General features: G+C 68.6%; 21 protein-coding genes. 9 read left to right on the plus strand and 12 right to left on the minus strand.

Annotation, left to right across the window (positions count from 1 at the left end; translation table 11 throughout):
• Positions 1-76 precede the first annotated feature (76 nt).
• From ACQEVY_RS16290 to ACQEVY_RS16330, 9 genes are all read right to left on the minus strand, one after another.
• Positions 77-886, minus strand: a complete 810-nt coding sequence (locus tag ACQEVY_RS16290; RefSeq protein WP_432949052.1) for a response regulator — start codon at positions 884-886, stop codon at positions 77-79.
• Positions 879-2084 (minus strand): sensor histidine kinase, encoded by a 1206-nt coding sequence (locus ACQEVY_RS16295; RefSeq protein ID WP_432949054.1) that lies wholly within the window; start codon positions 2082-2084, stop codon positions 879-881. The genes ACQEVY_RS16290 and ACQEVY_RS16295 overlap by 8 nt, the downstream gene beginning before the upstream one ends.
• A 361-nt stretch (positions 2085-2445) precedes the next feature.
• Complete coding sequence (locus ACQEVY_RS16300; protein WP_328768982.1) at positions 2446-3336, minus strand: DUF5936 domain-containing protein; 891 nt, start codon at positions 3334-3336, stop codon at positions 2446-2448.
• 12 nt (positions 3337-3348) lie between these two features.
• On the minus strand, positions 3349-4287 hold the full coding sequence (locus tag ACQEVY_RS16305; protein WP_432949056.1) for a type II secretion system F family protein: 939 nt from the start codon (positions 4285-4287) through the stop codon (positions 3349-3351).
• Positions 4288-4321: 34 nt separating this feature from the next.
• Positions 4322-5662 (minus strand): CpaF family protein, encoded by a 1341-nt coding sequence (locus tag ACQEVY_RS16310; RefSeq protein ID WP_432949058.1) that lies wholly within the window; start codon positions 5660-5662, stop codon positions 4322-4324.
• Between the two features lie 42 nt (positions 5663-5704).
• Positions 5705-6085, minus strand: a complete 381-nt coding sequence (locus ACQEVY_RS16315; protein ID WP_432949060.1) for a TadE/TadG family type IV pilus assembly protein — start codon at positions 6083-6085, stop codon at positions 5705-5707.
• Positions 6082-7698 (minus strand): AAA family ATPase, encoded by a 1617-nt coding sequence (locus ACQEVY_RS16320; RefSeq protein WP_432949062.1) that lies wholly within the window; start codon positions 7696-7698, stop codon positions 6082-6084. Before ACQEVY_RS16320 ends, ACQEVY_RS16315 begins: the two co-directional genes overlap by 4 nt.
• An 83-nt stretch (positions 7699-7781) precedes the next feature.
• Positions 7782-8495 carry a Flp pilus assembly protein CpaB gene (gene cpaB / locus ACQEVY_RS16325; RefSeq protein ID WP_432949064.1) on the minus strand — a complete coding sequence of 238 codons (714 nt, stop codon included), beginning with the start codon at positions 8493-8495 and terminating at the stop codon, positions 7782-7784.
• A 210-nt stretch (positions 8496-8705) separates the two neighbouring features.
• On the minus strand, positions 8706-9599 hold the full coding sequence (locus tag ACQEVY_RS16330) for a hypothetical protein (RefSeq protein WP_432955245.1): 894 nt from the start codon (positions 9597-9599) through the stop codon (positions 8706-8708).
• A gap of 346 nt (positions 9600-9945) precedes the next feature.
• On the opposite strand from ACQEVY_RS16330, the gene ACQEVY_RS16335 reads away from it, so the two are divergent.
• From ACQEVY_RS16335 to ACQEVY_RS16360, 6 genes are all read left to right on the plus strand, one after another.
• On the plus strand, positions 9946-10506 hold the full coding sequence (locus ACQEVY_RS16335) for a hypothetical protein (RefSeq protein WP_432949066.1): 561 nt from the start codon (positions 9946-9948) through the stop codon (positions 10504-10506).
• Entirely contained in the window at positions 10503-11219 is a 717-nt protein-coding gene (locus ACQEVY_RS16340; RefSeq protein ID WP_432949068.1) for a hypothetical protein, read from the plus strand. Before ACQEVY_RS16335 ends, ACQEVY_RS16340 begins: the two co-directional genes overlap by 4 nt.
• Positions 11219-15907, plus strand: coding sequence for a putative T7SS-secreted protein (locus ACQEVY_RS16345; RefSeq protein ID WP_432949070.1), 4689 nt, complete (start codon positions 11219-11221; stop codon positions 15905-15907). The genes ACQEVY_RS16340 and ACQEVY_RS16345 overlap by 1 nt, the downstream gene beginning before the upstream one ends.
• Complete coding sequence (locus tag ACQEVY_RS16350) at positions 15904-16365, plus strand: barstar family protein (protein ID WP_432949072.1); 462 nt, start codon at positions 15904-15906, stop codon at positions 16363-16365. Before ACQEVY_RS16345 ends, ACQEVY_RS16350 begins: the two co-directional genes overlap by 4 nt.
• A 56-nt stretch (positions 16366-16421) precedes the next feature.
• Positions 16422-16760, plus strand: coding sequence for a hypothetical protein (locus ACQEVY_RS16355; RefSeq protein ID WP_432949074.1), 339 nt, complete (start codon positions 16422-16424; stop codon positions 16758-16760).
• 226 nt (positions 16761-16986) lie between these two features.
• The gene (locus ACQEVY_RS16360) at positions 16987-17676 is read left to right on the plus strand and encodes a DUF1266 domain-containing protein (RefSeq protein ID WP_432949076.1); all 690 of its coding nucleotides are present in this window, start codon (positions 16987-16989) and stop codon (positions 17674-17676) included.
• A gap of 49 nt (positions 17677-17725) precedes the next feature.
• Here ACQEVY_RS16360 and ACQEVY_RS16365 read toward each other — a convergent pair whose 3' ends face one another.
• Positions 17726-18046 (minus strand): hypothetical protein, encoded by a 321-nt coding sequence (locus ACQEVY_RS16365; RefSeq protein WP_432949078.1) that lies wholly within the window; start codon positions 18044-18046, stop codon positions 17726-17728.
• A 180-nt stretch (positions 18047-18226) separates the two neighbouring features.
• Positions 18227-18661, minus strand: a complete 435-nt coding sequence (locus ACQEVY_RS16370; protein ID WP_432949080.1) for an ATP-binding protein — start codon at positions 18659-18661, stop codon at positions 18227-18229.
• Positions 18662-18892: 231 nt separating this feature from the next.
• Here ACQEVY_RS16370 and ACQEVY_RS16375 point away from each other — a divergent pair, with 231 nt between their 5' ends.
• From ACQEVY_RS16375 to ACQEVY_RS16385, 3 genes are all read left to right on the plus strand, one after another.
• Positions 18893-19744, plus strand: coding sequence for a helix-turn-helix domain-containing protein (locus ACQEVY_RS16375; protein WP_432949082.1), 852 nt, complete (start codon positions 18893-18895; stop codon positions 19742-19744).
• A gap of 11 nt (positions 19745-19755) precedes the next feature.
• Positions 19756-19947: a hypothetical protein gene (locus ACQEVY_RS16380; RefSeq protein WP_432949084.1), complete on the plus strand. Its 192-nt coding sequence runs from the start codon at positions 19756-19758 to the stop codon at positions 19945-19947.
• 308 nt (positions 19948-20255) lie between these two features.
• On the plus strand, positions 20256-20813 hold the full coding sequence (locus ACQEVY_RS16385) for an LppU/SCO3897 family protein (protein ID WP_432949086.1): 558 nt from the start codon (positions 20256-20258) through the stop codon (positions 20811-20813).
• Here the strand turns inward: ACQEVY_RS16385 and ACQEVY_RS16390 are convergent.
• Complete coding sequence (locus ACQEVY_RS16390) at positions 20774-21949, minus strand: methyltransferase domain-containing protein (RefSeq protein WP_432949088.1); 1176 nt, start codon at positions 21947-21949, stop codon at positions 20774-20776. The genes ACQEVY_RS16385 and ACQEVY_RS16390 overlap by 40 nt on opposite strands.
• Between the last annotated feature and the right edge of the window lie 8 nt (positions 21950-21957).

Raw genomic sequence — 21957 nt, forward strand, 5'->3', positions numbered from 1 at the left:
CTTCCGTCCCGCGCACCGTACGTGACACCCCGCCCACTCCGGGTGGGCCCAGGGACCCAACTTCCCAGGTCTGGAGTCATCGGTTCCACCCCCCGTGAGCCGTACCCAGCCAATAAGCGATCGCTTCGCTGCGCGAAGAACTGTGCAGCTTTGCGAAGATGCGGTTGATGTGGTTCTTGACGGTCTTCTCGCTGATGAAGCAGGTGGCGGCGATCTGGCGGTTGTTCATGCCGGCCGCGATGAGATCCATGACCTCCATCTCCCGTGAACTCAGTCCGAAATCCCGTCCGTTGTCGTCGCGGCCGTGGAGCCCCGCCGCGTAGGCGAGTCGGGCCTTTGACGACTGTGCCATAACTGGTTGCACGTGCGAAGAGAATTCGTTCGGTTCGTACGAAACGCTGAGCGATTCCGAGACAGTTTCAGAGGCGGATTCGGGGACCACCGAATTCGAGACAGTCGCGTCCGAAACGACAGCCGCGGCGGACGCTGTGAACGTAGGCCTACGGTCCTTCAAGTCCCGTACCGCCGTGATCAGTTCCTCCGCCGTGAACTCGCCGTGGACCAGATAACCCACCGCACCCAGGCGCAACGCCTCCGCCACCACCTCGGGTTCACGGCTGTACGTCAGCATCATCACCGGCGCCAGGCGCGCCAGCGAGGGCAGCGCGGTCAGGCCGTCGGTGCCGGGCATGCGTACGTCCAGCAGGACCACGTCGGGGCGGTCGCGACAAGCGGACGCTTTCGCCTCCGCTCCGTTCGCCGCCTGTGCGACGACCCGGATGTCGGGGTGGGCGTCGAGCAGGGCGGCGAGGCCCGCCCGTACGACCGGGTTGTCGTCGGCCACGAGCACTCGTAAGGGCGGGCCGGGAAGTGCCTGGTCAGGCATGTGCGGCCTCCTCTTGGGGCGTGTGTGAGGGGGGTACGGGCAGGGGGGTGCCCGGCTTTGTCAGGGGGAGGTCCACCTTGACCTCCGTGCCTCCGTGCTCGCCTCGGCGCAGCTCGATGCCCGCGCCGATCGACGTTGCGCGCTCCAGCATTCCCAGCAGACCGAAGTGGCCGGATTTCGCTAGGTGTTGTACGTCATCTAGGGATACGGACGTGCCGGTTCCGTCGTCTCGTACGGTCAGGTGCAGGGTCGAGGCGTCGGTTTCGGCGTCGACCTCGGCTTCGGCTTCGACATCGAGGGTTACCTCCACCTCCGTCGCGTCCGTCGCGTGGCGGTGCGTGTTCTCCAGTGCCTCCGAGAGGATGGCTAGGAGTTGGTGAGGGGTTCCGGGAGGGAGTACGAGGGTGGGGGCTGCCCGGTAGGCGAGGGTCGGCCTGATGCCCGTACGGGATTCGAAGTCGTCCAGTCTTGCCGTCAGTTCCGTTCGCAGGTCTGTGGGTGGGGTCGACAGGGCTGTGTGGTGGCGTAGGTCTGTCAGGAGGTCGCGGGACTCCGCCGCTGCTCGGCGGGCCGCCCCTGCCACCGCCGTCGCCTGGTCCTTCAACGCGCGCGGGTCCGTGGCGTGGTCGGCGGAGACCGCGAGGGCCTCTGCCGCCAGGGCCAGGCCGTGCAGGGTCTTGGCCACCGAGTCGTGCATCTCGCGGGCCAAACGCGCCCGTTCGGACTCGACTGCCTCCGCCACCGCGAGGCGGGAGTTGGCCTCCGCGAGTGCCTGGCTTGCGGTGCCGAAGTGGAACATCAGATTGCGCAGGGTTACGCCGATGATGCCGGCCGCGATGCAGAAGCCGGCGATGAGGAGGGTGCTGGCTCCTGTGCCGGGGCGGTGTTCCCAGGCCCTGAACACCGTGAGCAGGACGATGAGTTGGAGGCCGGTGAAGATGCCGGAGCCGCGCCAGCCGTAGAGGAGGCCGGAGAGGAGGGGGGTGCAGACGGCTGCGTAGGCGAGGGGGGAGGCCGGGGATGCCGTCAGCAGGAGGATCGCGCCGAAGATCAGGTCCACGGCCATGAGGGTGGGGTGGGCCAGGAGGCGGGGGGCGAAGCGGTCCCAGTCTCGGAGCATGGCGTATGAGCCCATGACTCCGAGTACGGCTGCGGCGAGTACGCCGTAGCGGGGTGGGCCTTGTGTCGCGTTGGCCATCGCGAAGGGGGCGCCGATTGCGATCAGGGTCAGGCGGACCGCGAATGCCTGGCGGCATAGGGCCTGTAGGGCGTTTAGCTGTAGGCGGACGCTTGGTGCCTCCGCGTCCTCAGCGAAATAGCCTGCGGCTCCCTTGGCAGTTTGGACGCTGCGGGTCCGTTGTGGCTTGTCGCGCAGTTCCCCGCGGGTGCCTCCGGCGGTTGGGCGGCTGCGGGTCCGTCGTGGCTGGTCGCGCAGTTCCCCGCGCCCCTGATGGGGTGAGGCAGTTCCGACACTGCCGGTCCGTCGTGGCTGAGCGCGCAGTTCCCCGCGCCCCTTAAGGGGCGCTCCAGACCAGGCCCGCTTCCAAAGCCCTGCCATCTCAACGTCCCAAAATCGAGCCGAAGTTCGTTCCCGAGCCCAAGAACATCCCCGTCGCGATCAGGATCATCGTCGCCGGGAGCATGAAGACCAGCGTGACCATCGTCGCCTTGGGGATCGTTTTCGCGGCCCTGCGGCGGGAGTTCTGGGCGTCCGTTCGCCTCATGTCCGTGGCCAGTTGGATCAGGGTGTCCGCGATGGGGGAACCCAACTCCTCGCCCTGTTGGAGGGCCGAGACGAACTGGGCCACCTGCTCCGACGAGTTGCGCTTGCGCAGCTCGTCGAAGGCCTGGCGGCGGCTTACGCCCATGTCCATCTGGCGCAGGGTGATCCTCAACTCGTCCGCCCACGGGCCCTCGTAGTGGTCCGCCACGCGGTCCAGGGCCTGGCGGAAGCCGAGGCCCGCCGAGACCACGACCGCGAGGACGTCGAGGAAGTCGGGGAGGGTGCGGTCGATGACCTCCTTGCGGTCGCGGATGGCCTGCCAGATGAGGGCGTCGGCGGCCAGCAGGCCGAAGGCCAGGGTCAGGGCCGCGAACAGGAGCTGTCCGTTGGTGTAGAAGACCAGGCCGAGTACGACGCCGAAGATGCCGTAGACCGCGCGGCGGGCCGCGTAACGGTCCAGGGTCAGTCCGCCGGGGTTGCCCGCCATGTCGATACGGCGGCGTTTGGCGTCGACGCGGCGCGGGCCCATCAGGCGGAGCACGAGGGGCGCGAAGCGCATGCCGAGGCGGTCGACCGCGGAGTCGGCCTGCGAGACGCGGGTGGAACCGACTTCCAGGGCGAGGGCCAGGTCGCCGGGGAGCTTGGCTTCCGCGCGGAGCATGCGGATGCCGAAGAGGAGGCCCGCGACGGCGAGGCCCGACAGGAGTGCGAGGAGCAAGGCCAGCAACGTAACTCCCCCTCACACTTCGATCTTGCCGAGTTTGCGGATGACGAAGAAGCCGACCGTGTAGAGGCCCATGGCGATGAGGACGAGGATCTGGCCGACCGGGGAGCCGGTCACCCGGGCCAGGGCGCCCTCGTTCGAGGAGTTGATGAGGAGGAGCGAGCCGAGGCCTAGAAGAGGCACCGTGAAGGCGGTCGCGTTGACCTCGGAGAGCATCGTGCGGACCTCGCGGCGGGTTTCCTTGCGGTCCTCCAGGGTCTGGGTGAGGTTCCGGAGGGAGTTGACGACCGAGCCGCCCGCCTTGTTGGAGAGGACCAAGGTGGTGACCAGGACGACCAGTTCGCGGGAGGGGAGGCGTTCGGCGAGTTCGCCGAGGGTGTCGTCGATCGAGCGGCCGAGGCTCAACTGGTCAGCGACGCGGGCGAGTTCCTCGCCGGCCGGGGCCTCCAGTTCCTCGGCGGCCATCGCCAGGGCCGTACGCAGGGCGAGGCCGGCGGCGGAGGCGTTGGCCAAGAGGCGGGCCACGTCGGGGAGTTGGTTGATGAAGGCCTCGATACGTTTCTGCCGCTGCCAGTTGAGGAAGATCGCGGAGCCCCAGACGCCGATCGCTGCCGCGATGGGGCCGAAGAAGGGGGCCAGGGCGGCGGCTGCGATCAGCCAGAGCGCTACGACGACGGCAGTGACGTACGTGAAGAACTCGCCCGCCGTCAGGTCGAGCCCCGTGGCCGAGAGCCGCATGTGGATGCCGCGGCCCAGGCGAGTGTGGCGCAGTCGGCGATCGACGGCCGCGAAACGGCGGGCGCGGCCCGCGGCGCTGCGGAGTGGGCCGCCGGAGAGGCGGTCGACGAGGGCCTGGCGCTGGGCGCGACCGGACGCGTACGTGTGCACGCCCGCGACGGCGAGTGTGCCGCACAGGACGGTGGCGCCGAGGGCGAGCAGGGTGGGGTTGTTCATGGCTCGCTCCTCTCAGTCGTGGTGGTGGTGGGGGTCATCCGATGGCCTGCCTCGTCTGGAGTACGTCGATGGCCTCGGCCACGCGGAAAGCGGGCGGCAGCGGCTCGCCCGCGACGTACAGCTTCTCCGCGACCGGGCGGGGCAGCGGGAGATGCTCGAAGTGGCCGTGGACGACGCGGTCGGGGCCGGTGGGGCGCGGCACGAAGCGGGTGACGGGGGCGATACGGAACTGTTCGCGGCCGTGCGAGATGAGCAGGGCGATCTCGGTGACCTTGCGGGAGCCGTCCGCGTGGCGGGCGAGCTGGACGACCACGTCCACGGCCGAGTTGATCTGGTCCTTCAGCGCCTCGAAGGGGATCTGGACCTCGGACATCGAGCCGAGGGTCTGGAGTCGCATGAGGGCGTCCTCGGCGGAGTTCGCGTGCACGGTGGCCAGCGAACCGTCGTGGCCGGTGGACATGGCCTGGAGCATGTCGAGGGTCTCGCCGCCTCGTACCTCACCGACGATGATGCGGTCGGGGCGCATACGGAGCGAGTTGCGGACCAGGTCGCGGATGGTGATCTGGCCTTTGCCCTCCACGTTCGGGGGGCGGGACTCGAGGCGGATCACGTGCTCCTGCTGGAGCTGGAGTTCGGCGGAGTCCTCGATGGTGATGATGCGCTCGTGGGCCGGGATGAGGCCGGAGAGGGCGTTGAGGAGGGTGGTCTTGCCGGTGCCCGTACCGCCGCTGACGATGACGTTGAAGCGGGCTCGGACGAACGCCGCGAGCAGCATCAGCATCTGCTCGTCGAGCGAGCCGAGGCCGATCAGCTCCGGGAGCGTGTACGCGCGGGGGAAGCGGCGGATCGTGAGGGTCGGGCCGGTGAGGGCGAGCGGCGGGATGATGACGTTCACGCGTTCGCCGGTGGGGAGGCGGGCGTCGACCATGGGGTTCGACTCGTCTACGCGCCGGTTGACCGTCGACACGATGCGCTCGATGGTCTGCATGAGCTGCTCGTTGGAGGCGAAGCGGAGGGGGAGCTGTTCTACGCGGCCGGCTCGCTCCACGAAGATGGAGTCGGGGCCGTTGACCATGATCTCAGTGATGGACGCGTCGGCGAGGAGGGGTTCGAGTACGCCGAGGCCGAGCGCCTCGTCCACGACCCGCCGTATGAGCTGGGACCGCTCGGAGGACGACAGGACCGGGCCCTCGCGGCTGATGATGTGCCCGAGCACCCGCTCAAGGCGCAGGCGTCGCTCGGCCGCCGCGAGGCTGGACATCTCGGCCAGGTCGATCTCTTCGAGCAGCTTGGCACGGTAGACGGCGACGAGGTGGCCGTCCTCGCGGCCGGCTCCGCCCTCTTCGGGGGCGGCGATACGGGCCTTGAGGCTCATGTCTTCAACTCCCTTCCGGGGGAGGGTCGTTCCGTACGAGGGTCAGCCGTCATCGTCATCGTTGGGCATCGTGGCCTTCTTCTCCACCTGCCAGCCCTCCCCTACGAACGGGATGAGCAGCGGGACCTGCACGGTCACCGTGGCGGTGGTCGTGTCGCCGCCTCCTTCCGGAGCGGATACGGTCGCGTCGAGCCAGTCGCTCATCGCGGCGTACCCGGCCGCCTCGCCCGCCTCGCCCTGGGAGGCGACCCGTGCGGCGGCGCGCGCGCCGGATCCGGCCTGGTTGGCGGCGTATCCGACCAGGCCCAGCTGGATGGCGGCCAGCCCGACGAGCAGGAGTATGGGCAGGAAACCGGCGAACTCCAGCATGGAGACGCCACGGTCATCCCTGGCACGCCTGCGCAGTTTCCGGAGTACGTTCATCCGTCGTCCTCTCCTTCCACGGCCGCACCCGCCTCGCCCTGGACCGTCCAGCCCGCGTCGAAGCCCGGGAAGAAGAGCGGGACTTCGGCTGTGACGCTGGCCGTCCAGACGTCGCCTTCCTGCGTGCAACCGATTTGGGCGCCCTGCCAGGCGTTGGGCAGGTGCTCCTGGCCCGCATCCGCACAAGCACCCTCCGCCCCCGCCCCAGAAGCGGCTGCCGCCGTAGCCGCCCGCGCCGCCTCGTCCGCCGCGTTCCCGGCCAGGGAGTACGTGTAGCCGTACAACACGCACTGCCACAGGATCGTCATCACGACCAGCAGCAGCGGGAACATCCCGGCGAACTCCAGCGTCACCGCGCCCCGGTCACCGCCCTTGCGACGCAGCGCCAGCGCGCCTCGGTCGCCGGAGGGCTTGCGGCGCTTGCCGCCGCCCCCTTCCTTTACGGCCACCAGGCCCAGCTCGCCTGCCAGGGCCCACAGCGCCTGCTTCACGGTCGAGCGGGCGTCCAGGTCCTGCATGCGGCCCGCGTCGACCACGGACTGGAGTTCCTTGAAGGCGGCGGGTACCGCGACGTGGGCCACCTTCGTGCCGGTGACGCGTTCGACGAGGGACGGCTGGATCTCCGTACCGCGTGAGGCGCGGTTGACGACCGTCAGGGTCTCCTCGGCCTTGCGGATCTGGAGGCGGTCCCAGAGGCGGACCATGCGTTTGGCGGCGCGGACGGCGACGACGTCGGGGGTGACCAGGAGGAGGGCCTGGTCGGCGAGTTCGACGGCGGCGGCGGTCGCGGAGTTCATCTGGGCGCCGCAGTCGACGACCACGACCTCGTAACGGGTACGCAGGGCCTGGAGGACCTGGCGGGCCGCCCGGTCGGTGACCTCCTCGCCGCGTTCACCCTCCGCCGGGGCGAGCAGCAGCCCGAGCCCGGTGTCGTGGGTGTAGACGGCGTCCTGGAGGACACGTGGGTTGATGTCGCTGATCCCGGCGAGGTCGGCCACGGATCGGCGGAACTGCACGTCGAGGTACGAGGCCACGTCGCCCGACTGGAGATCGAAGTCCAGCAGGGCGACCGTACGGCCCGATGCCCTTGCTGCGAGGGCGAGTTGGACGGCCGTCACCGTCGCGCCCACGCCGCCCTTCGCCCCAGTGACCGTGACGACGGTGCCGCCCGGCCCCGCGTACAGCTCCGGCGTACCGCTGCTGAGATGGCGCCGCATGCCGAGGGACCAGGCGGCGGCTGCCTGGACGCGTTCGGCGAGGGCGTCGTAGCCGAGGGGTAGGCCGATGATGCCGCGGGCGCCGGAGTCCATCGCCGCGGTCAGTACGCCCGTACTGGTGTCGGCGGTGATGAGCACGACCCCGACCGCCGGGAACCGCATCACCACATCGCGGATGACGTCCAGCGCGGACATCGGGCCTATCCGCTCATGGACGAGGACGACCTCGGGCAACTCGTCCAGGGACTCCGCCGCGAGCCGCGCCAGGGTGTCCAGGAGCGCCGTCGTGTCCGGGACCGGCGCGGCGGGTTCGGCGTCGGGGAGCTGGCTCAGCAGCGTGGAGAGGGCGCGGGCCGAGTCGATGTCGCCGACGGCCGGGAGGATGCGGATGGTCATCGGCACACCTTCGGGGCTGCATCCGCGGATGCGGCGGATGCATTCGGGGACGCCTTCGTGAGGGCTGAGCGCATCACGGCCTCCTACTTGTCCTCGTCGAGGGTGTACGAGCGGTCGTCGGGTGCGACGACGGTGTCGGAGCCGCCCGCGACCAGGGCGAGGCGTACATGGGTCGCGAACGACTCGGCGTAGGCGACGCGTTGGGTGTCGGCGGTGGTGAGGGCGAAGGTGATCGGGACGGCCTCGGTTGCGGTGCGGCGGCGGTCGTCGCTGTTCTGGGAGGGGTCGAGGGCGGTGAGTTTGCCGACGTCGATGACCCTGGCGTTCTCGACGATGACCTTCGACTGGTCCTTGCCGTTGTCGTTCTCGGCCTCGAAGGTGGCGTAGATGTTGACCCGCGCACCCGGGTTGATCTTGCCAGCCACACCGGTCGCCGCGTCGATCATGATCGCGATCTCCTGCTGGCCGGCTTCCAGCTCGGGCCGGTCCACGATCATGTCCTGCTGGAGCAGGGAGCCCTTCTCGAGCCGGGTGACCGCGATCTTGCCGCGGATCTCGGAGAGATCGGTGACGGCGGTCGAGGACAGCCACCGCTCCGGCATCTCGACCTTCTCGAACTGGTCGGCCGACAGCTCCCGGTAGGGCGCGACATCGCTCTTCAGGCGGTACGCCGCGACCTCTGGGCCGACCTTCGAGTTCACGTCGCGGATCACCGAGAGGACTCCGGCGAAGGCGCCTACGGCGCACAGGACCGAGAGGACCAGCAGGATGACGCCTCGGCGCTGGCGTGAGTTCACTGAAAGCTCACCTCGTAGGGACGTACCGGGTAGTTGAGCGGGCCATGCCTTTCCGGCCGGGGGTCTGGGGGTTGTCCCCCAGGGTGATGCAGCATGACGCGGGCAACCTCTATCGGGGGGCGGGGACAGCGGGGGTCGGGCGGTCGTGCCTGTTGCTCAAGTTCGGTTCGTGGTGCTGTGGCTCTGGCTGTTCAGATGTACGTACGTGACTTACGTAGTGCCTCGTGGCAAGGCGCGTACAGAAGAAGCTGCCCGTCCGGCGGCGTTTGGAAGCTCCGGCGGCGGGAGCAAAGGTGCCGCACAGAAACCGCATCGGTCGCCGATGAGTTCCAGGCCGCACCAGTGGCACTCCTCGCGCCGTACGGACGAGACCAGTTGGTAGAGCACGGACACGTCGTGCAGTCCCGCGGCGAACTCGGCGACCTTCCCCGTGCCCCACCAACGCGCGGACTCGGCGGGCAGCGGCACGGTGGCGACGCCCTGTACGCGCCAGGCGGGCGCGAGCGTCGTGGTGATCCAGTCGCCGGGCAGTTGCCCGGGCGCGATGAGCATCCGCGTGCCGAACTCGGGCCCGGCCAGCTTCTCTTCGGTTTGGCCGAGCCGTATGAGCTGGGGCCGCGGATTGGCCAGTACGGCGAACTGGGCGCCCGGCACCCACGACTTGGCGTGGGACTTGAGGGACACCGGGATCCGGTCGAGCTTGGCTACGGAGCCGAGCAGGGCGCCGGAGTAGATGTAGTGGGCGAGCAGCCGTGCGGAGGAGGCGAGCACGCCCGGGCTGAAGTCGCAGACGGAGAGCTGGCGGAGCTGCTGGGCGAGGAGGGCGAGGCCGAGCGGCGGCAGTTCGATGCCGAGGAGGGCGATGCGGTCGCTCTCGAGTACGGAACGTACGGCGTGCAGTCTCCGGGTGACATCGGTGGAGACGGACGCCGGGTATAACGCGATCACATATCCGTGCTGCTCGATGAGCCCGTGCATCCCCGTGAGGGAGCTTTCGAGGCTGTCGAGGGGCTGGACGGCGGCGGGCGGCGTCTGCCGGTCGTGCGTTGGGAGCACCAGATCGGAACTGGTGACTGCTATCGCGGTCGGCACGCTGCACACCACCCCGTCCACTGCGGCGGGGTGGACGACCACCGCCTCAGATCGCCCCTGTGACGTCGTCTTGCAGCAGAACCATATCCACGGCATGGCCCGATCAACACCGAATCTCCGAGATCAACTCACCGAAGGTGCAGGGTGATCGACACAGCGTGAAGCGCATATGCCTCAACTCGGCCGTATAGCGGGCGCGTTGAGGTCCGTGGGTCAGGGTTGGTCGCGTTGCGTTCGGTAACGGGGCGATGCCATGATCGCACTCATGTCTGATCACGGGGGAGACAGTGCGGGGACGGGACATATACGTAGGTCCCGGATCTGGGACTACATAGAGGATGCTGACGCGAGTACGAGCGTGAGCGCGCCTGCGAGCGCGGCCGCTGGCACGCCCGCCAGTACGTCCGCGCGCACACCCGCGCGCCCGACCGCGGGCGACGCTCCGGCGCAGGACCAGGACCTGGACCAGGAGCAGTCGCGAGCGCAGGAACAAGAGCAGGACCAGGCGAGCCGCCTCCGCCGCCGCGAAGCCGCCGCCCTGCTCGGCGAGTTCCGGCGTACGGCCGTGCTGTTGCCGCTCGGGGAGGACGGCTCCCCGCTGACCGCGGAGTTCGGCGGCATCCAGTGGATCTACGCCTTCTCTGACGAGGCGACGCTTGCCCGATTCGCCATCGCGAGGGGCGAAGGAGCACGGGAGTGGGCGTACGACCGTGTCCTGGGCGCCCGGTTGCTGGATGCGGCGATTCCCGCGATGCCGGAGCCGTACGGGGTGGCGCTGGATGTCGGCAGTGAGGGCGAGGGGGCGCTGTTTCCACCGGTGCGGGGGATCGTGCCGGACGGGGCCGCGCTGGACGCGGCGGACGGCGACCCCAGGGACGTACACGAAACGACTGATGGGAACGGGGAGTTCGCGCGGTGAGCGAGGGCGGCGGCGGTGGCGGTGGCGGCGACGGCGACGGCGACGGCGACGGCAGGGATCTGCAGGTTCAGGGGCTGGGCCTCATCACCGAGGGCATCACGCTGGCGCTGGACGAGTTGCGTGAGCTGGGGATGATCGGTACGGCGAGCGCGGGCCGGGGTTTCGCCGATCTGGCGCTGTCGGGGCTGGAGTTGGGGCACGGCGGGGTGACGTCGGCGCTCGACTCGTTCTGTGAGCGCTGGGAGTGGGGCGTGCGCTCGCTGATCAACGAGGGCAACAACTTCGCGCAGGCCGTGGGGCTTTCGGCGGGGACGTTCCACGAGACGGATCAGTACGTCGAGGGCGCGATGAAGATCGCGGCGAACTCGCTCTCGGGCAACCCGCACCTGACCGAGGACGAGGTCACGCAGATGGGCTGGGGTGACGTGATGAGGAACCACTCGCTCTCCGACCCCGACTACAGCGGGGAGTCCTTCGATCAGGCGTGGGAGAACAGCCAGCAGGGCTGGAAGGACGCCACCCGTGACGTGATGACGTCGGAGACACTCGGGCCCGTCGACATCCAGGGCATGACCGGCCTGAACGACGAGGAGTACGAGGCGTTGGTGGACCGGCAGGTCGGCCCGTCGCCCGAGGAGCGTGCGGCTGCCGCCGAGGCCCAGGCCGAAGGACAGCAGGGGGCCGAGGGACAGAAGAACGGGGACGCCGGCTGATGGGCGACTGGCGCGACGCGCTCAACAGCGGTCTCGGCAAGCTGGAGGACGGCTGGGACGCGGGCAAGGAACTCGTCGGCGAGGGCATCGACAAGGGCACCGATGTCGCAGGCGACGTCCTGGATTACGCCGGTGCCGAGGGTGTCGCGGACAAGGTCGAGGACTGGGGCGACGGGGCGGCCTCGGCGCTGGGCGCCACCCCGGGCGAGCGGCAACTCGGCGAGACCGAGGACGCGAATGAACTCGTACACGGCAACCCGGGGCGCATCCGCGAAAGCGCCAAGCATCTGAAGGACTTCCAGAAGGCCTTCGACAAGGTCGGCGGGGGTATGCGCAAGCTGGACTCCTCGCAATGGAGGGGCAAGGCGGCCGACACCTTCCGCGAGAAGTTCGCGATGCACCCCACGAAGTGGCTGCACGCGGCGGACGCCTGTGAGGCCGCCGCCAAGGCACTGGACTCGTACGCGGACACGGTCAAGTGGGCACAGAGTCAGGCGCAGGAAGCCGTCGACCTCTACAAGAAGGGCCGGAAGGCCTCCATCGACGCGGCGGACGCGTACGACAGGAAGGCCGAGGCCTACAACGCCAAGTTGAGGGCGAACGAGGATCCGGGCCCGAGGCCCGAGCCCTTCCAGGACCCGGGCAAGCAGGACATCGATCGGGCCCACGAGATCCTCAGGGAGGCCCGCCGCCAGCGCAACGACGCCGGCCGCACGACGGCCGAGTCGGTCAGGGCCGCGCTCAAGCACGCCCCGGCCGAGCCGCCGCCCCTGGACCAGCTCACGGCGGACGCGGGCGATCTGGCCAAGGCGACAAACATGGAGCTCACCCATGTCACAGGCGGCCTGATCAAGGGCACCGCGGGCCTCCTCACCTTCGCCCGCAGCATGAACGCGCTCGACCCGTACAACCTCACCCACCCCGCCGAGTACCTGCAGAACGTCAGCATGACGCTCTCCGGGCTCACCTCGACCGCCGCCCAGCCGGAGCGGGCACTGAAGGCCGCGTACGAGGGCTTCATGAAGGACCCGTCCGAAGGCGGCGGCCGTATCCTCCCCGAGCTCTTGGGCAGCAAGGGGACGGGGACGTTGCGCGGGCTGCTGCGGGGCGGGGCCAAGGAGGCGGCGGAAGGGGCGGCGGGGGCGGGGGCCAAGAACTCGGCGCGGGATGCGGTCGGGGACGATCCGGCCAAGCCTTCCCGAGAGCAGAAGGCGGTCGAGTCGAGCAACACCGACCCGATCGACCTCGCCACCGGCCGCATGTACCTGCCGCAGACGGACGTGACGCTGCCGGGCGCGCTGCCTCTGGTGTTCAGGCGTCGCGTGGAGTCCGGGTACTGCCTCGGCCGATGGTTCGGCCCGTCCTGGTCGTCCACGGTCGACCAGCGCCTCGAGATCGACTCCGAGGGAGTCGTCTTCGTCACCGAGGACGGCCTGCTCCTCTCGTACCCGCATCCGGCACCCGGCGTCCCCACGCTTCCCAGCCACGGCCCGCGCTGGCCGCTGGACCGCGTGGACGGCGGCTACACCGTCACCGACCCGCAGCGGCGCCGGGTCTGGCACTTCGCCGACGGCCGCGACGACCTGGCCGTCCTGGAGCACATCGCCGTCCTGGAGCAGATCGACGACCGCAACGGCAACTGGCTGACTTTCGAGTACGACGCCGAGGGCACCCCGCTCGGGATCGTCTCCAGCGCGGGATACGACGTACGTATCTCCACGGAGGCGGGCCGGGTCACGTCCCTCCAACTGGCCGCCGCGGAGCAGCCGTTGATGCGCTACGGCTACTCGGAAGCCGGAGACCTGACCGAGGTCGTGAACTCCTCGGGCCTCCCCCTGCGCTTCACCTACGACGAGCACGGCCGGGTGACGTCGTGGACGGACACGAACGATCGCGGCTATACGTACGAGTACGACGACCAGGACCGTTGCGTGGCGGAGGGCGGCACGCACGGCCACATGAGTCTGCGTATCGCCTACGACGGGACGGACCCGGAGACCGGCCTGCGCGAGACGACCACGACGACCGGCGAGGGCCACACCCGCCGTTTCCTGGTCAACGAGGCGTGGCAGGTGGTCGCGGACATCGACCCTCTGGGCGCGGTCACCCGCTACGAACGGGACCGCTACAACCGCCTCCTCTCCCAGACGGACCCGCTCGGCCACACGACGTCGTTCCGCTACGACGAAGCGGGCAACCTGACGGCGGTGGTACGCCCGGACGGCCGCGAGTCTCGGGCCGAGTACAACGAACTCGGGCTGCCGGTAAGGGTGGTGAACCCGGACGGCACGGTCGTACGCCAGACGTACGACGACCGCGGCAACCGCACGTCGGTGACGGCCCCGACAGGCCTGACCACGCACTTCACGTACGACGAGGCCGGCCACCTCACCGCCGTGACCGACCCGCTCGGGCAGACGACGACGGTCCGCTGCAACCGGGCCGGACTACCGGTCGAGATCACGGACCCGCTGGGTGCGGTAATCCGCTACGAACGTGACGCATCCGGCAGACCTGTCACGATCACGGAGCCCACGGGGGCGACGACTCACCTGGAGTGGACGGTCGAGGGCCACCTGGCCCGCCGTACGGCCGCCGACGGCACGTCGGAGTCGTGGACGTACGACGGCGAGGGGAACTGCACCAGCCACACGGACGCTGTCGGCGGCGTCTCGCGCTTCGAGTACACCCACTTCGACCTGATGACGGCTCGCACGGGCCCGGACGGCGTCCGCTACGAGTTCGAGCACGACATGGAACTGCGGCTGACGAGGGTCACCAACCCGCAGGGCCTGACGTGGGATTACGCGTACGACCCGGCGGGGCGACTGGTCACGGAGACGGACTTCGACGACCGCACGCTCACGTACGCGCACGACGCCGCGGGCCGCCTCACATCCCGCACGAACACCCTGGGCCAGACGGTGGCCTTCGAGCGCAACGAGCTCGGCCAGGTGCTGCGCAAGGACGCGGCCGGTTCCGTCACGACGTACGCGTACGACCTGACGGACCAGCTCGCCCAGGCAACGGGCCCGGACGCGACTCTGACACTGCTGCGGGACCGTTTCGGGCGGGTGCGCTCGGAGACGGTGGACGGCCGCAAACTGACGTACACGTACGACGAGTTGGGGCGCCGGACGGGCCGTACGACGCCGACTGGTGCGACGACGACGTGGTCGTACGACGCGGTCGGCCGCCGCACCGGGATGGTGTCTTCGGGCCGCGGCATCGACTTCACGTACGACGCGGCGGGCCGCGAACTGTCGCGGCGAATCGGCGAGACGATCACGCTGGAGCACGCCTTCGACCCTCTGGGGCGCCTGACGGAGCAGTCGGTGACGGGTGGCGACGGCAGTTCGGTGCAGCACCGGGCGTACACGTATCGCCCGGACGGGGGGCTCATCGGCATCGACGACCGACTGGCCGGCTCGCGTCGCTTCGACCTGGACGCGGCGGGCCGGGTGACGGCGGTCCACGCGGCGGGCTGGACGGAAACGTACGCGTACGACGAGGCGGGCAACCAGACCTCCGCCGCCTGGCCATCGGACCACCCCGGCCAGGAGGCAACGGGCCCGCGTACGTACGAGGGCACCCGCATCACCCGCGCCGGCAACGTCCGCTACGAACACGACGCGCTCGGCCGCATAGTGCTCCGCCAGAAAACCCGCCTGTCCCGCAAGCCGGACACCTGGCGCTACGAATGGGACGCCGAGGACCGCCTCACATCGGTGACCACCCCGGAAGGCACCCGCTGGCGCTACACATACGACCCCCTGGGCCGCCGCACAGCCAAACTCCGCCTGGCAGCCGACGGCGAAACGGTCCTGGAACGCGTCGACTTCACATGGGACGGCACAACCCTCTGCGAACAGACAACAACATCCACAGAACTGCCGAACCCGGTCACCCTGACCTGGGACCACCAGGGCCTACGCCCCATCGCCCAAACGGAACGGATCACGGCGGCGGAGGCACCCCAGGAGGAAATCGACTCCCGCTTCTTCGCGATAGTCACCGACCTGGTCGGCACCCCGAGCGAACTCGTAGACGAGCAAGGCGAGATCGCCTGGCGAACCCGCAGCACCCTATGGGGCACAACGGCCTGGGCGAGGGACAGCACCGCCTACACTCCCCTCCGCTTCCCGGGCCAGTACTACGACCCGGAAACGGGCCTGCACTACAACTACTTCCGCCACTACGACCCTGAAGCTGCCCGATACGTCTCCGCCGACCCGCTCGGACTCGCACCAGCACCGAATCCCACCACATACGTTTACAACCCTCACACCTGGGCTGACCCTCTTGGTCTATCGCCGAATTATCAGGTTGGACAGACTCTGGGCGACACGTCCAAATTGCAGGGATGGATTCCATCGCAGGTTCCCGCAGAATCTAGGGCCGTGCTGCAGGACATCCGAGAATTCGGCGTCGAAGCACAGGGAGCCGGCCCACAGCATATGGGCCCGTCGTTGCCCCGCCCGTTCGAAAACAGCGGAAAGGGCGGCGGCTATAGGCTTCCGGAATTCGACAGCTCGGGAAACCCAGTTCGCTACACCGAATGGGGAACGGTGCAATCAGCTCAGAATCCCAACTGGGGCGGAGAAAGGATCGTGACCGGATCTGACGGATCCGCGTACTACACTCCGACTCACTATCAGACGTACATCGTTATGGAGACGGGCCGATGAGCGACCTCTGGTGGGCCGACGAGGCGCCTTGGGTGCAAGTAATCCCCAACGATTCAACAGTTTCGGCCGTGGAAGCCCTTCCGCCGAGCGGTGCGGTCTATTCAGCGAGGATGCAGGGGCTGGAAATGACGGACACGGACGGAGTTTTCACTCAATTCTACGAAACCCTCCGCCTACCGAATTATTTCGGCTGGAACTTTAACGCACTACGAGACTGCCTGTTTGATCTCGGATGGTTGGAGGCTACACGGTATCTCTTGACCATCGACAACGCCGAGTTCATCCTCTCCGAGCATCCCGAAGAACGCGACATCTTCCTTCGGATCCTCGCAAGCTCTGCCCAGCACTGGGCAGCAAAACCCGGGTTCCCGGAGAGGGAGAAAGTAACCTTTCACGTGGTACTCCTATGCGCCCCAGACAGCTGCACGGAACTGAAGAATGAAGTTTCCGGCGCGTAGACGGTCACCTTGCTGTTTTCATTTGATTCAGTCCCGCGAAAAGGATAGAAAACCGCATGTCGTTCGGTCCTCCGCCCCCTAGTTTTGGGCCTCCCGTATCGCCTCCGTGGACCCCGCCAACCGAGATCGAGCAGGCGCTCTTCGAGGCCAAGGGGCGGGGTGACTGGCCGGCGTACTTCGATACGCTCGCGCGGAATCGGGTGTATTTCGAGATACGGCGGGACAAGGCAGATGCCGTGCCGAGCGCCATCTATCCCGTGTTCAGCCATGATGCTCGGACCGGAGGCCCGATCTGGACGGTGTACACCGAGGGGATGCTTCCCGCTCCGGAGCCGCACCGCGTGTTCGCCTGGAACGACCTCGGCTGGTTCAACCCGCGAGTGGGCGCCCACTGATCCTCCAATGATCGTGGTCAACCCCGGTAGTCCGTGCGAGGCGTTCCTGCCCTCTACGCCCCCGCACTCCGCGGCTTGGGCTCAGCATTCGGAGCGGGCGGGGGTTGTCTCGTACACGCCGGGCCTGCGTACCCTCCGCGTCGGCGGCCCTCTGCAAGGCCCCGTGGCTCACGGACTGGCCTGCGGCGCCCTGCTTTTCGTCCGGGACGGTTTCCCCTGGAATGCCATGGCTTATCACGGCCGGGGCTATCGCGGAGAGCGCAAGACACTCCAACAATGGTGGGGCGTCACCAGCTCTGCGGAATGGCAGCACCAGCAACGCACTCTTCTGGCACTCGATGGCGCCAACCCGGTATGGGAGTTCGCACTCAGCCTGCGCCGTGCCATCGCCCGTGACTTCGGAGGCTATATAGACACCTCCTACTGGCGGGATGTGGCCGCCAAAGTCCTGCGCCACCGTGATTCCGGCGAGACCGTGATCACCTCAGACGGTGTCACCAAGGCCGATCCTCGCCCAGAGGCGGAGACCGAGGCTCGTATCAAGGGCGTGCAGCATCTCATCGGCAGGATCACCCGCTACGAGGCGCGCTTCCGCGCCGACGGCATCCTCGACGAGAACCGCCATGTCACCTCCGTCGACGCCTGGGATCTGGGTCGCGCATCGGGCATGGCCCGGTGGGGTCTCGGCGCCCGCTACTGCGGCCTGAAGGAAGCCGAGTCCGCGGTCATCGAGGCGGGCCGGGCCGCGGCTCGCTCCTACCGCTCCTGGCAGGACTTCTCCGCCGGCTACATCCTCGGGCGCTGCCTCCATTTCGACGACGAGGAGTTCGGGGAGTGGTACGAGGACATGGTCTCGGCTCATCGGATTCTGATGTCCGAGCCCGGGAGTCCTTGGCTCAACATCCCGTTCAAGTAGGCCGCATGCGCCTGCCGCCGCCGGGCTCCTGGCTGAACAGCGATTGGAATCACAGACCGGGGACATCCCTGGCCCTCTTGAGTACCGAGCTGAACGCGTCCACCACGGCGTTGTGCCGCCTCGCGTGCGCCGCGCGGTCCGCCGGCACCAGCCGCGCGGCGGCCTGCACGGCGTAGGCGTCCGGATCACCGAAGGCGATCTGCGGGTGCTCTCCCGTATCCGCGCAATGCGCCGTGACGTCCTTGACCGCCTGGAGCACGACTGCCCGGTCCACGCCCGGCTGCATGGCCAGCCGTACTTGGAAACGCGCCATCCACTTTTCACGGTCCTTCTCCCTTGCCGCGTCCGTCGTCTGGCTCTTCTTCGCCACGTGCTCTCCCCGGTGATCAGCAGCCGACCGTCATGGAGTTGGACGCCGAGGCAGCGACCTGGGTTGCGGAAGCGAGAAGAGTTTCAGGTGACTGCATGGGGAGCCGCACCAGCTCTACCGACCGCTCCACTGTTACGGAACGTCACAGATCACGGGTTCTGGCGCTGCACGCGGGACTACCTACCAGTGGTCAGCGGCCAGTTCGAACCACACCACCTTCCAACCGGGCGTTCGGGAAGGGGCGGTGATGGGGTAGCGACCCCAGGAGTCCGCCAAGGTGTCTACCAGGTACAGACCCCGGCCGAAGTCGTCGTCGGGGGTGCAGGGCAGAGGGGCGGGGAGTTCGGGGTGGTCGTCCATGACTCCGATGCGTACGACTCCGGCGCGGGTGCGGAGTCTGACGGTTACCGGGCCGTCGGAGTGTTTTACCGCGTTCGAGACCAGTTCCGAGGTCAACAGCTCTGCCGTGTCGGCCAGTTCGAGGGAGCAGTTGTAGTCGAGGAGGGCCGTGCGGATCGTACGGCGGGCGATGCGTGGGGCTCGGGGATTGTTGGTCAGGTGGAGGTGGCATTCCCACGTGGGGTTGGGAGCAGGGGGCGGGGAGGCTGCGGGCATGCGGGGACTCCGTTCCGGGTGGGATGAGGTGAGGTGAAGGGGGTGGCGGCAGTCGGTGCCCCTCGCGGGCATGCTTCGGCGATGCGCCTCCAACTGCCGTGAGTAGCTTGCCGTTACTCAACGTAGAGCAGCGCTTGGTTACATTGCCACTTAGTCGAAGAAATTGACCCGTTCGTGGTCCGCTAGTACTGATGGGCGGCAACTGCTGGCGACCATCACGGAAGGAAGTCCATGCCACCGAGGACCACTCCCACGGAGCGTCAAAGGCGTCTGGGCAGCGAGTTGCGTCGGATGCGGACGGCCGCGGGAATGACGGCGGATCAAGCCGCCGGGCTGCTCGGGCTCGACCGGGCGAAGATCTCCAATATCGAGACCGGCATCCGCACCATCAGCCCCGAGCGGCTACGCACCCTCGCCTGCAACTGTGCCTGCTCGGACCAGGCGTACGTGGAGGCGTTGGTGAGCATGGCCGGGCGCAACGCCCGTGGCTGGTGGGAGCGTTACCGAGGTTCCCTCTCCCCCGGCCTCCTGGACATCGCCGAGCTGGAGTCGTACGCCGTACGCATGCGGACCGCCCACACCGCGCACATCCCGGGCCTGTTCCAGACCAGCGACCACGCCCTCGAACTCTTCCGGGCCGTGCTGCCGCCGCTGCCCGAGCACGAGATCGCCCTGCGGCTCGCCTTCCGCGCGGAGCGACAGCAGGTACTGGAGGGCGAGAACCCGCCCGAGTACGTGGGCATCGTTCACGAGGCCGCGCTGCGCATGCAGTTCGGCGGTCCCAAGGTGGCTCGCGCCCAGCTCGACCACCTGCTCACCGTGTCCGAGCGCCCGGCGGTCCGTTTGCTCGTCATCCCGTTCGCGGCGGGCACATTCCCCGGAGCCGGGCAGACCGTCAACTACCTCGAAGGTCCCGTACCGCAGCTGGACACCGCCCAGGTCGACAGAGCGCACGGGCCGGAATTCCTCGGCGAAGAAGCGCAGTTGGCCAAGTACCGTGCACACCTCGACTGGATGGAGCGCATCGCCCTCTCACCGGAGGCCTCGCGCGACTTCATCCGCGACATCACCAGCAGCCTGTGAGGAGAAGCCCGATGGATCACATCACGTGGGAAGAACCCTTCTGCGGGGAGGGAGCCAGCTGCTTCCGTATCGGCACCGATGACCAGGACAACGCCTACATCGCCATAGCCGGCGCCGAAGCCACGTACCTCACCGACACCCGCGAAGCCCTCCGCACCCTCATCCGCGACATCAAGGCGGGCAAGGCGGATCACCTGCTCTGACGGACCGGAGACAGGGCTTGAGCGGCTAGGGTGCTTCGTCGGTTCCGCTTGATCACCTTACGGAGATATCGATGAGCACACCGCCGCCCGCATCCCCTCCTCCGTTTTCCGGAGGGCCGTACTCGGCTCAGGGCGGGCCCGCGTTCCCTCACCAGCCCCCCGCTCCGTACCCGGCGTATCCGTATCCGCCGCAGCCGTACGCCGGGGCGGCACCCATGGGTGGACCTCCCGCCCTCGTGTGCGAGGTGTGCGGGGCCGGGCCCGCGGCGCCCGTAACTGTTCGCGGCCACCAAGGCATCATCGTGATCATGCGCTTCCTGCGGCGCGAGGGGGTGTTCTGCCGGACCTGCGGGCTGGCCGTCTTCCGGAAGATGCAGGCGGACACTCTGCTGCAGGGCTGGTGGGGTGCGCTGTCCGCCTTCATCACGCCCATCACCTTGCTGATGAACCTTGGCGCCCTGTCCGCCTTGCGCCGCATACCCGAGCCGCAGGGTCCAAGTTGGCGACCGCCGCTTGATCCGGGCAAGCCGGTGATGAAGCGTCCGGAGGGGCTGATCGCCGCCGTGCCGCTGGCGACCGTGGCGGCAGCGGTGGCCGTGGTGGTGGCGGCCGTTCCGGTGCTGTTCGTCATCGGTCTGGTCAAGGGAGACGACCGGCCGGAACCGCTCACGATCGGATCGTGCGCCCGCAACGACGGCTCCTGGAGCGACCAGGACCTGAAGACCGTGTCCTGCGGCTCGTCCGACGCGCAATTCCGTGTCACAGAACCGTCGGAGGCGGGTTGCCCCACCGGGGACCTGCTCGCCCACCGGGAGTACAGCGAGGATCAAGCGACCCTCCTCTGCTTGCATACTCTCGAGCGTTGAGGACACGCCGGCCTCGATTTCGGCTCCCCGGAACGTACTGGGCCTTCTCCTGCGGGCCGTTGCCGGGACGGGCGGGCTCGGTCTGCGTCCGTCTGCGTCAGGTGGGCCAGGAAGGGCTGGGCTCCGGACAGGCGGAGGCGTTGGATGTGTACGGGGGTGAAGCCGTGCCGAATGGCGGTGGTCAGGTTCTCGCGGTCCGGGAGGAGGAGTACTGCTGTGCCCTCCGGGGTGAGGACGCGGCGTAGTTCCGTCCACCAGCGGGAGGGGGTCGCCGCGAGCAGGCCGTCGGCGTGGGCCTGGGTGCCCCAGGGTGGGTTGCACAGGACGCGGTCGATGGAGTTGTCGGGGAGGGGGAGGCGGGCGGCGTCGGAGCGGCGGATGGTGATGGGCAGTTCGGCGGCGTTGGCTCGGGCCGCGGCGAGCGCGTTCTCGGACAGGTCGAAGCCTTGGAAGCGGGCGTCGGGTTGGGCCAGTGCCGCCTCGATCAGCAGGGTGCCGGCGCCGCAGCACGGGTCGAGGACGGTGTGGCCGGGGCGGATGTCGGCCAGTACGGCCATGGCGGCGGCGAGCGGTGGGTGCAGGGTGCCGGGGATCGTGTGCTGCTTGTACGGGCGGCGGTGCAGTGGTCGGTCGTCGAGGCGCAGCATGAGCGTGGCCCGCGTACCGTCCAGGGTCAGCCGCCAGCCACAGCCTCCCGGCGGGGGCGCGGTCCCCGTACGCCGGGAGTGGTAGGGGACGCCGAGGCGCCGCGCCAGGGCCTGGCCTACGACGTCCTCGGCGTCGTACCGGGTGAATGTGCGCCGACCGAGGAAGGAGGCCGAGACGTCTATGCCGGTGATTCGACGGGTCGGCGTCGTCCCGCCATAACGGAGGGACAGCAGTCGCTCGGGGTCGGCGAGTTCAGCCAGTTCAGCGAGTTCGTGCAGACGCTGTCGCGTCGTTCCGATGTCCGGGCGCTCGGCGGCCAGCAGGAACACGTCGTCCGCGGTACGCAGCGGCGGCGCGGACAGGTGCGTACGGAAATGGACTTCGCGGTGGCGTAGTTCGGTGATGGCGCCGAGTCCGGACCCGAGAACCTCGGCGGCGACCACGGCCTCCAGGCCGCGGAGGCAGCGCGCCACGAGGGGCGTGTGCATGGTGTTGT

This window comes from Streptomyces sp. CA-288835 (assembly GCF_050936385.1).
Taxonomy (GTDB): Bacteria; Actinomycetota; Actinomycetes; order Streptomycetales; family Streptomycetaceae; genus Streptomyces.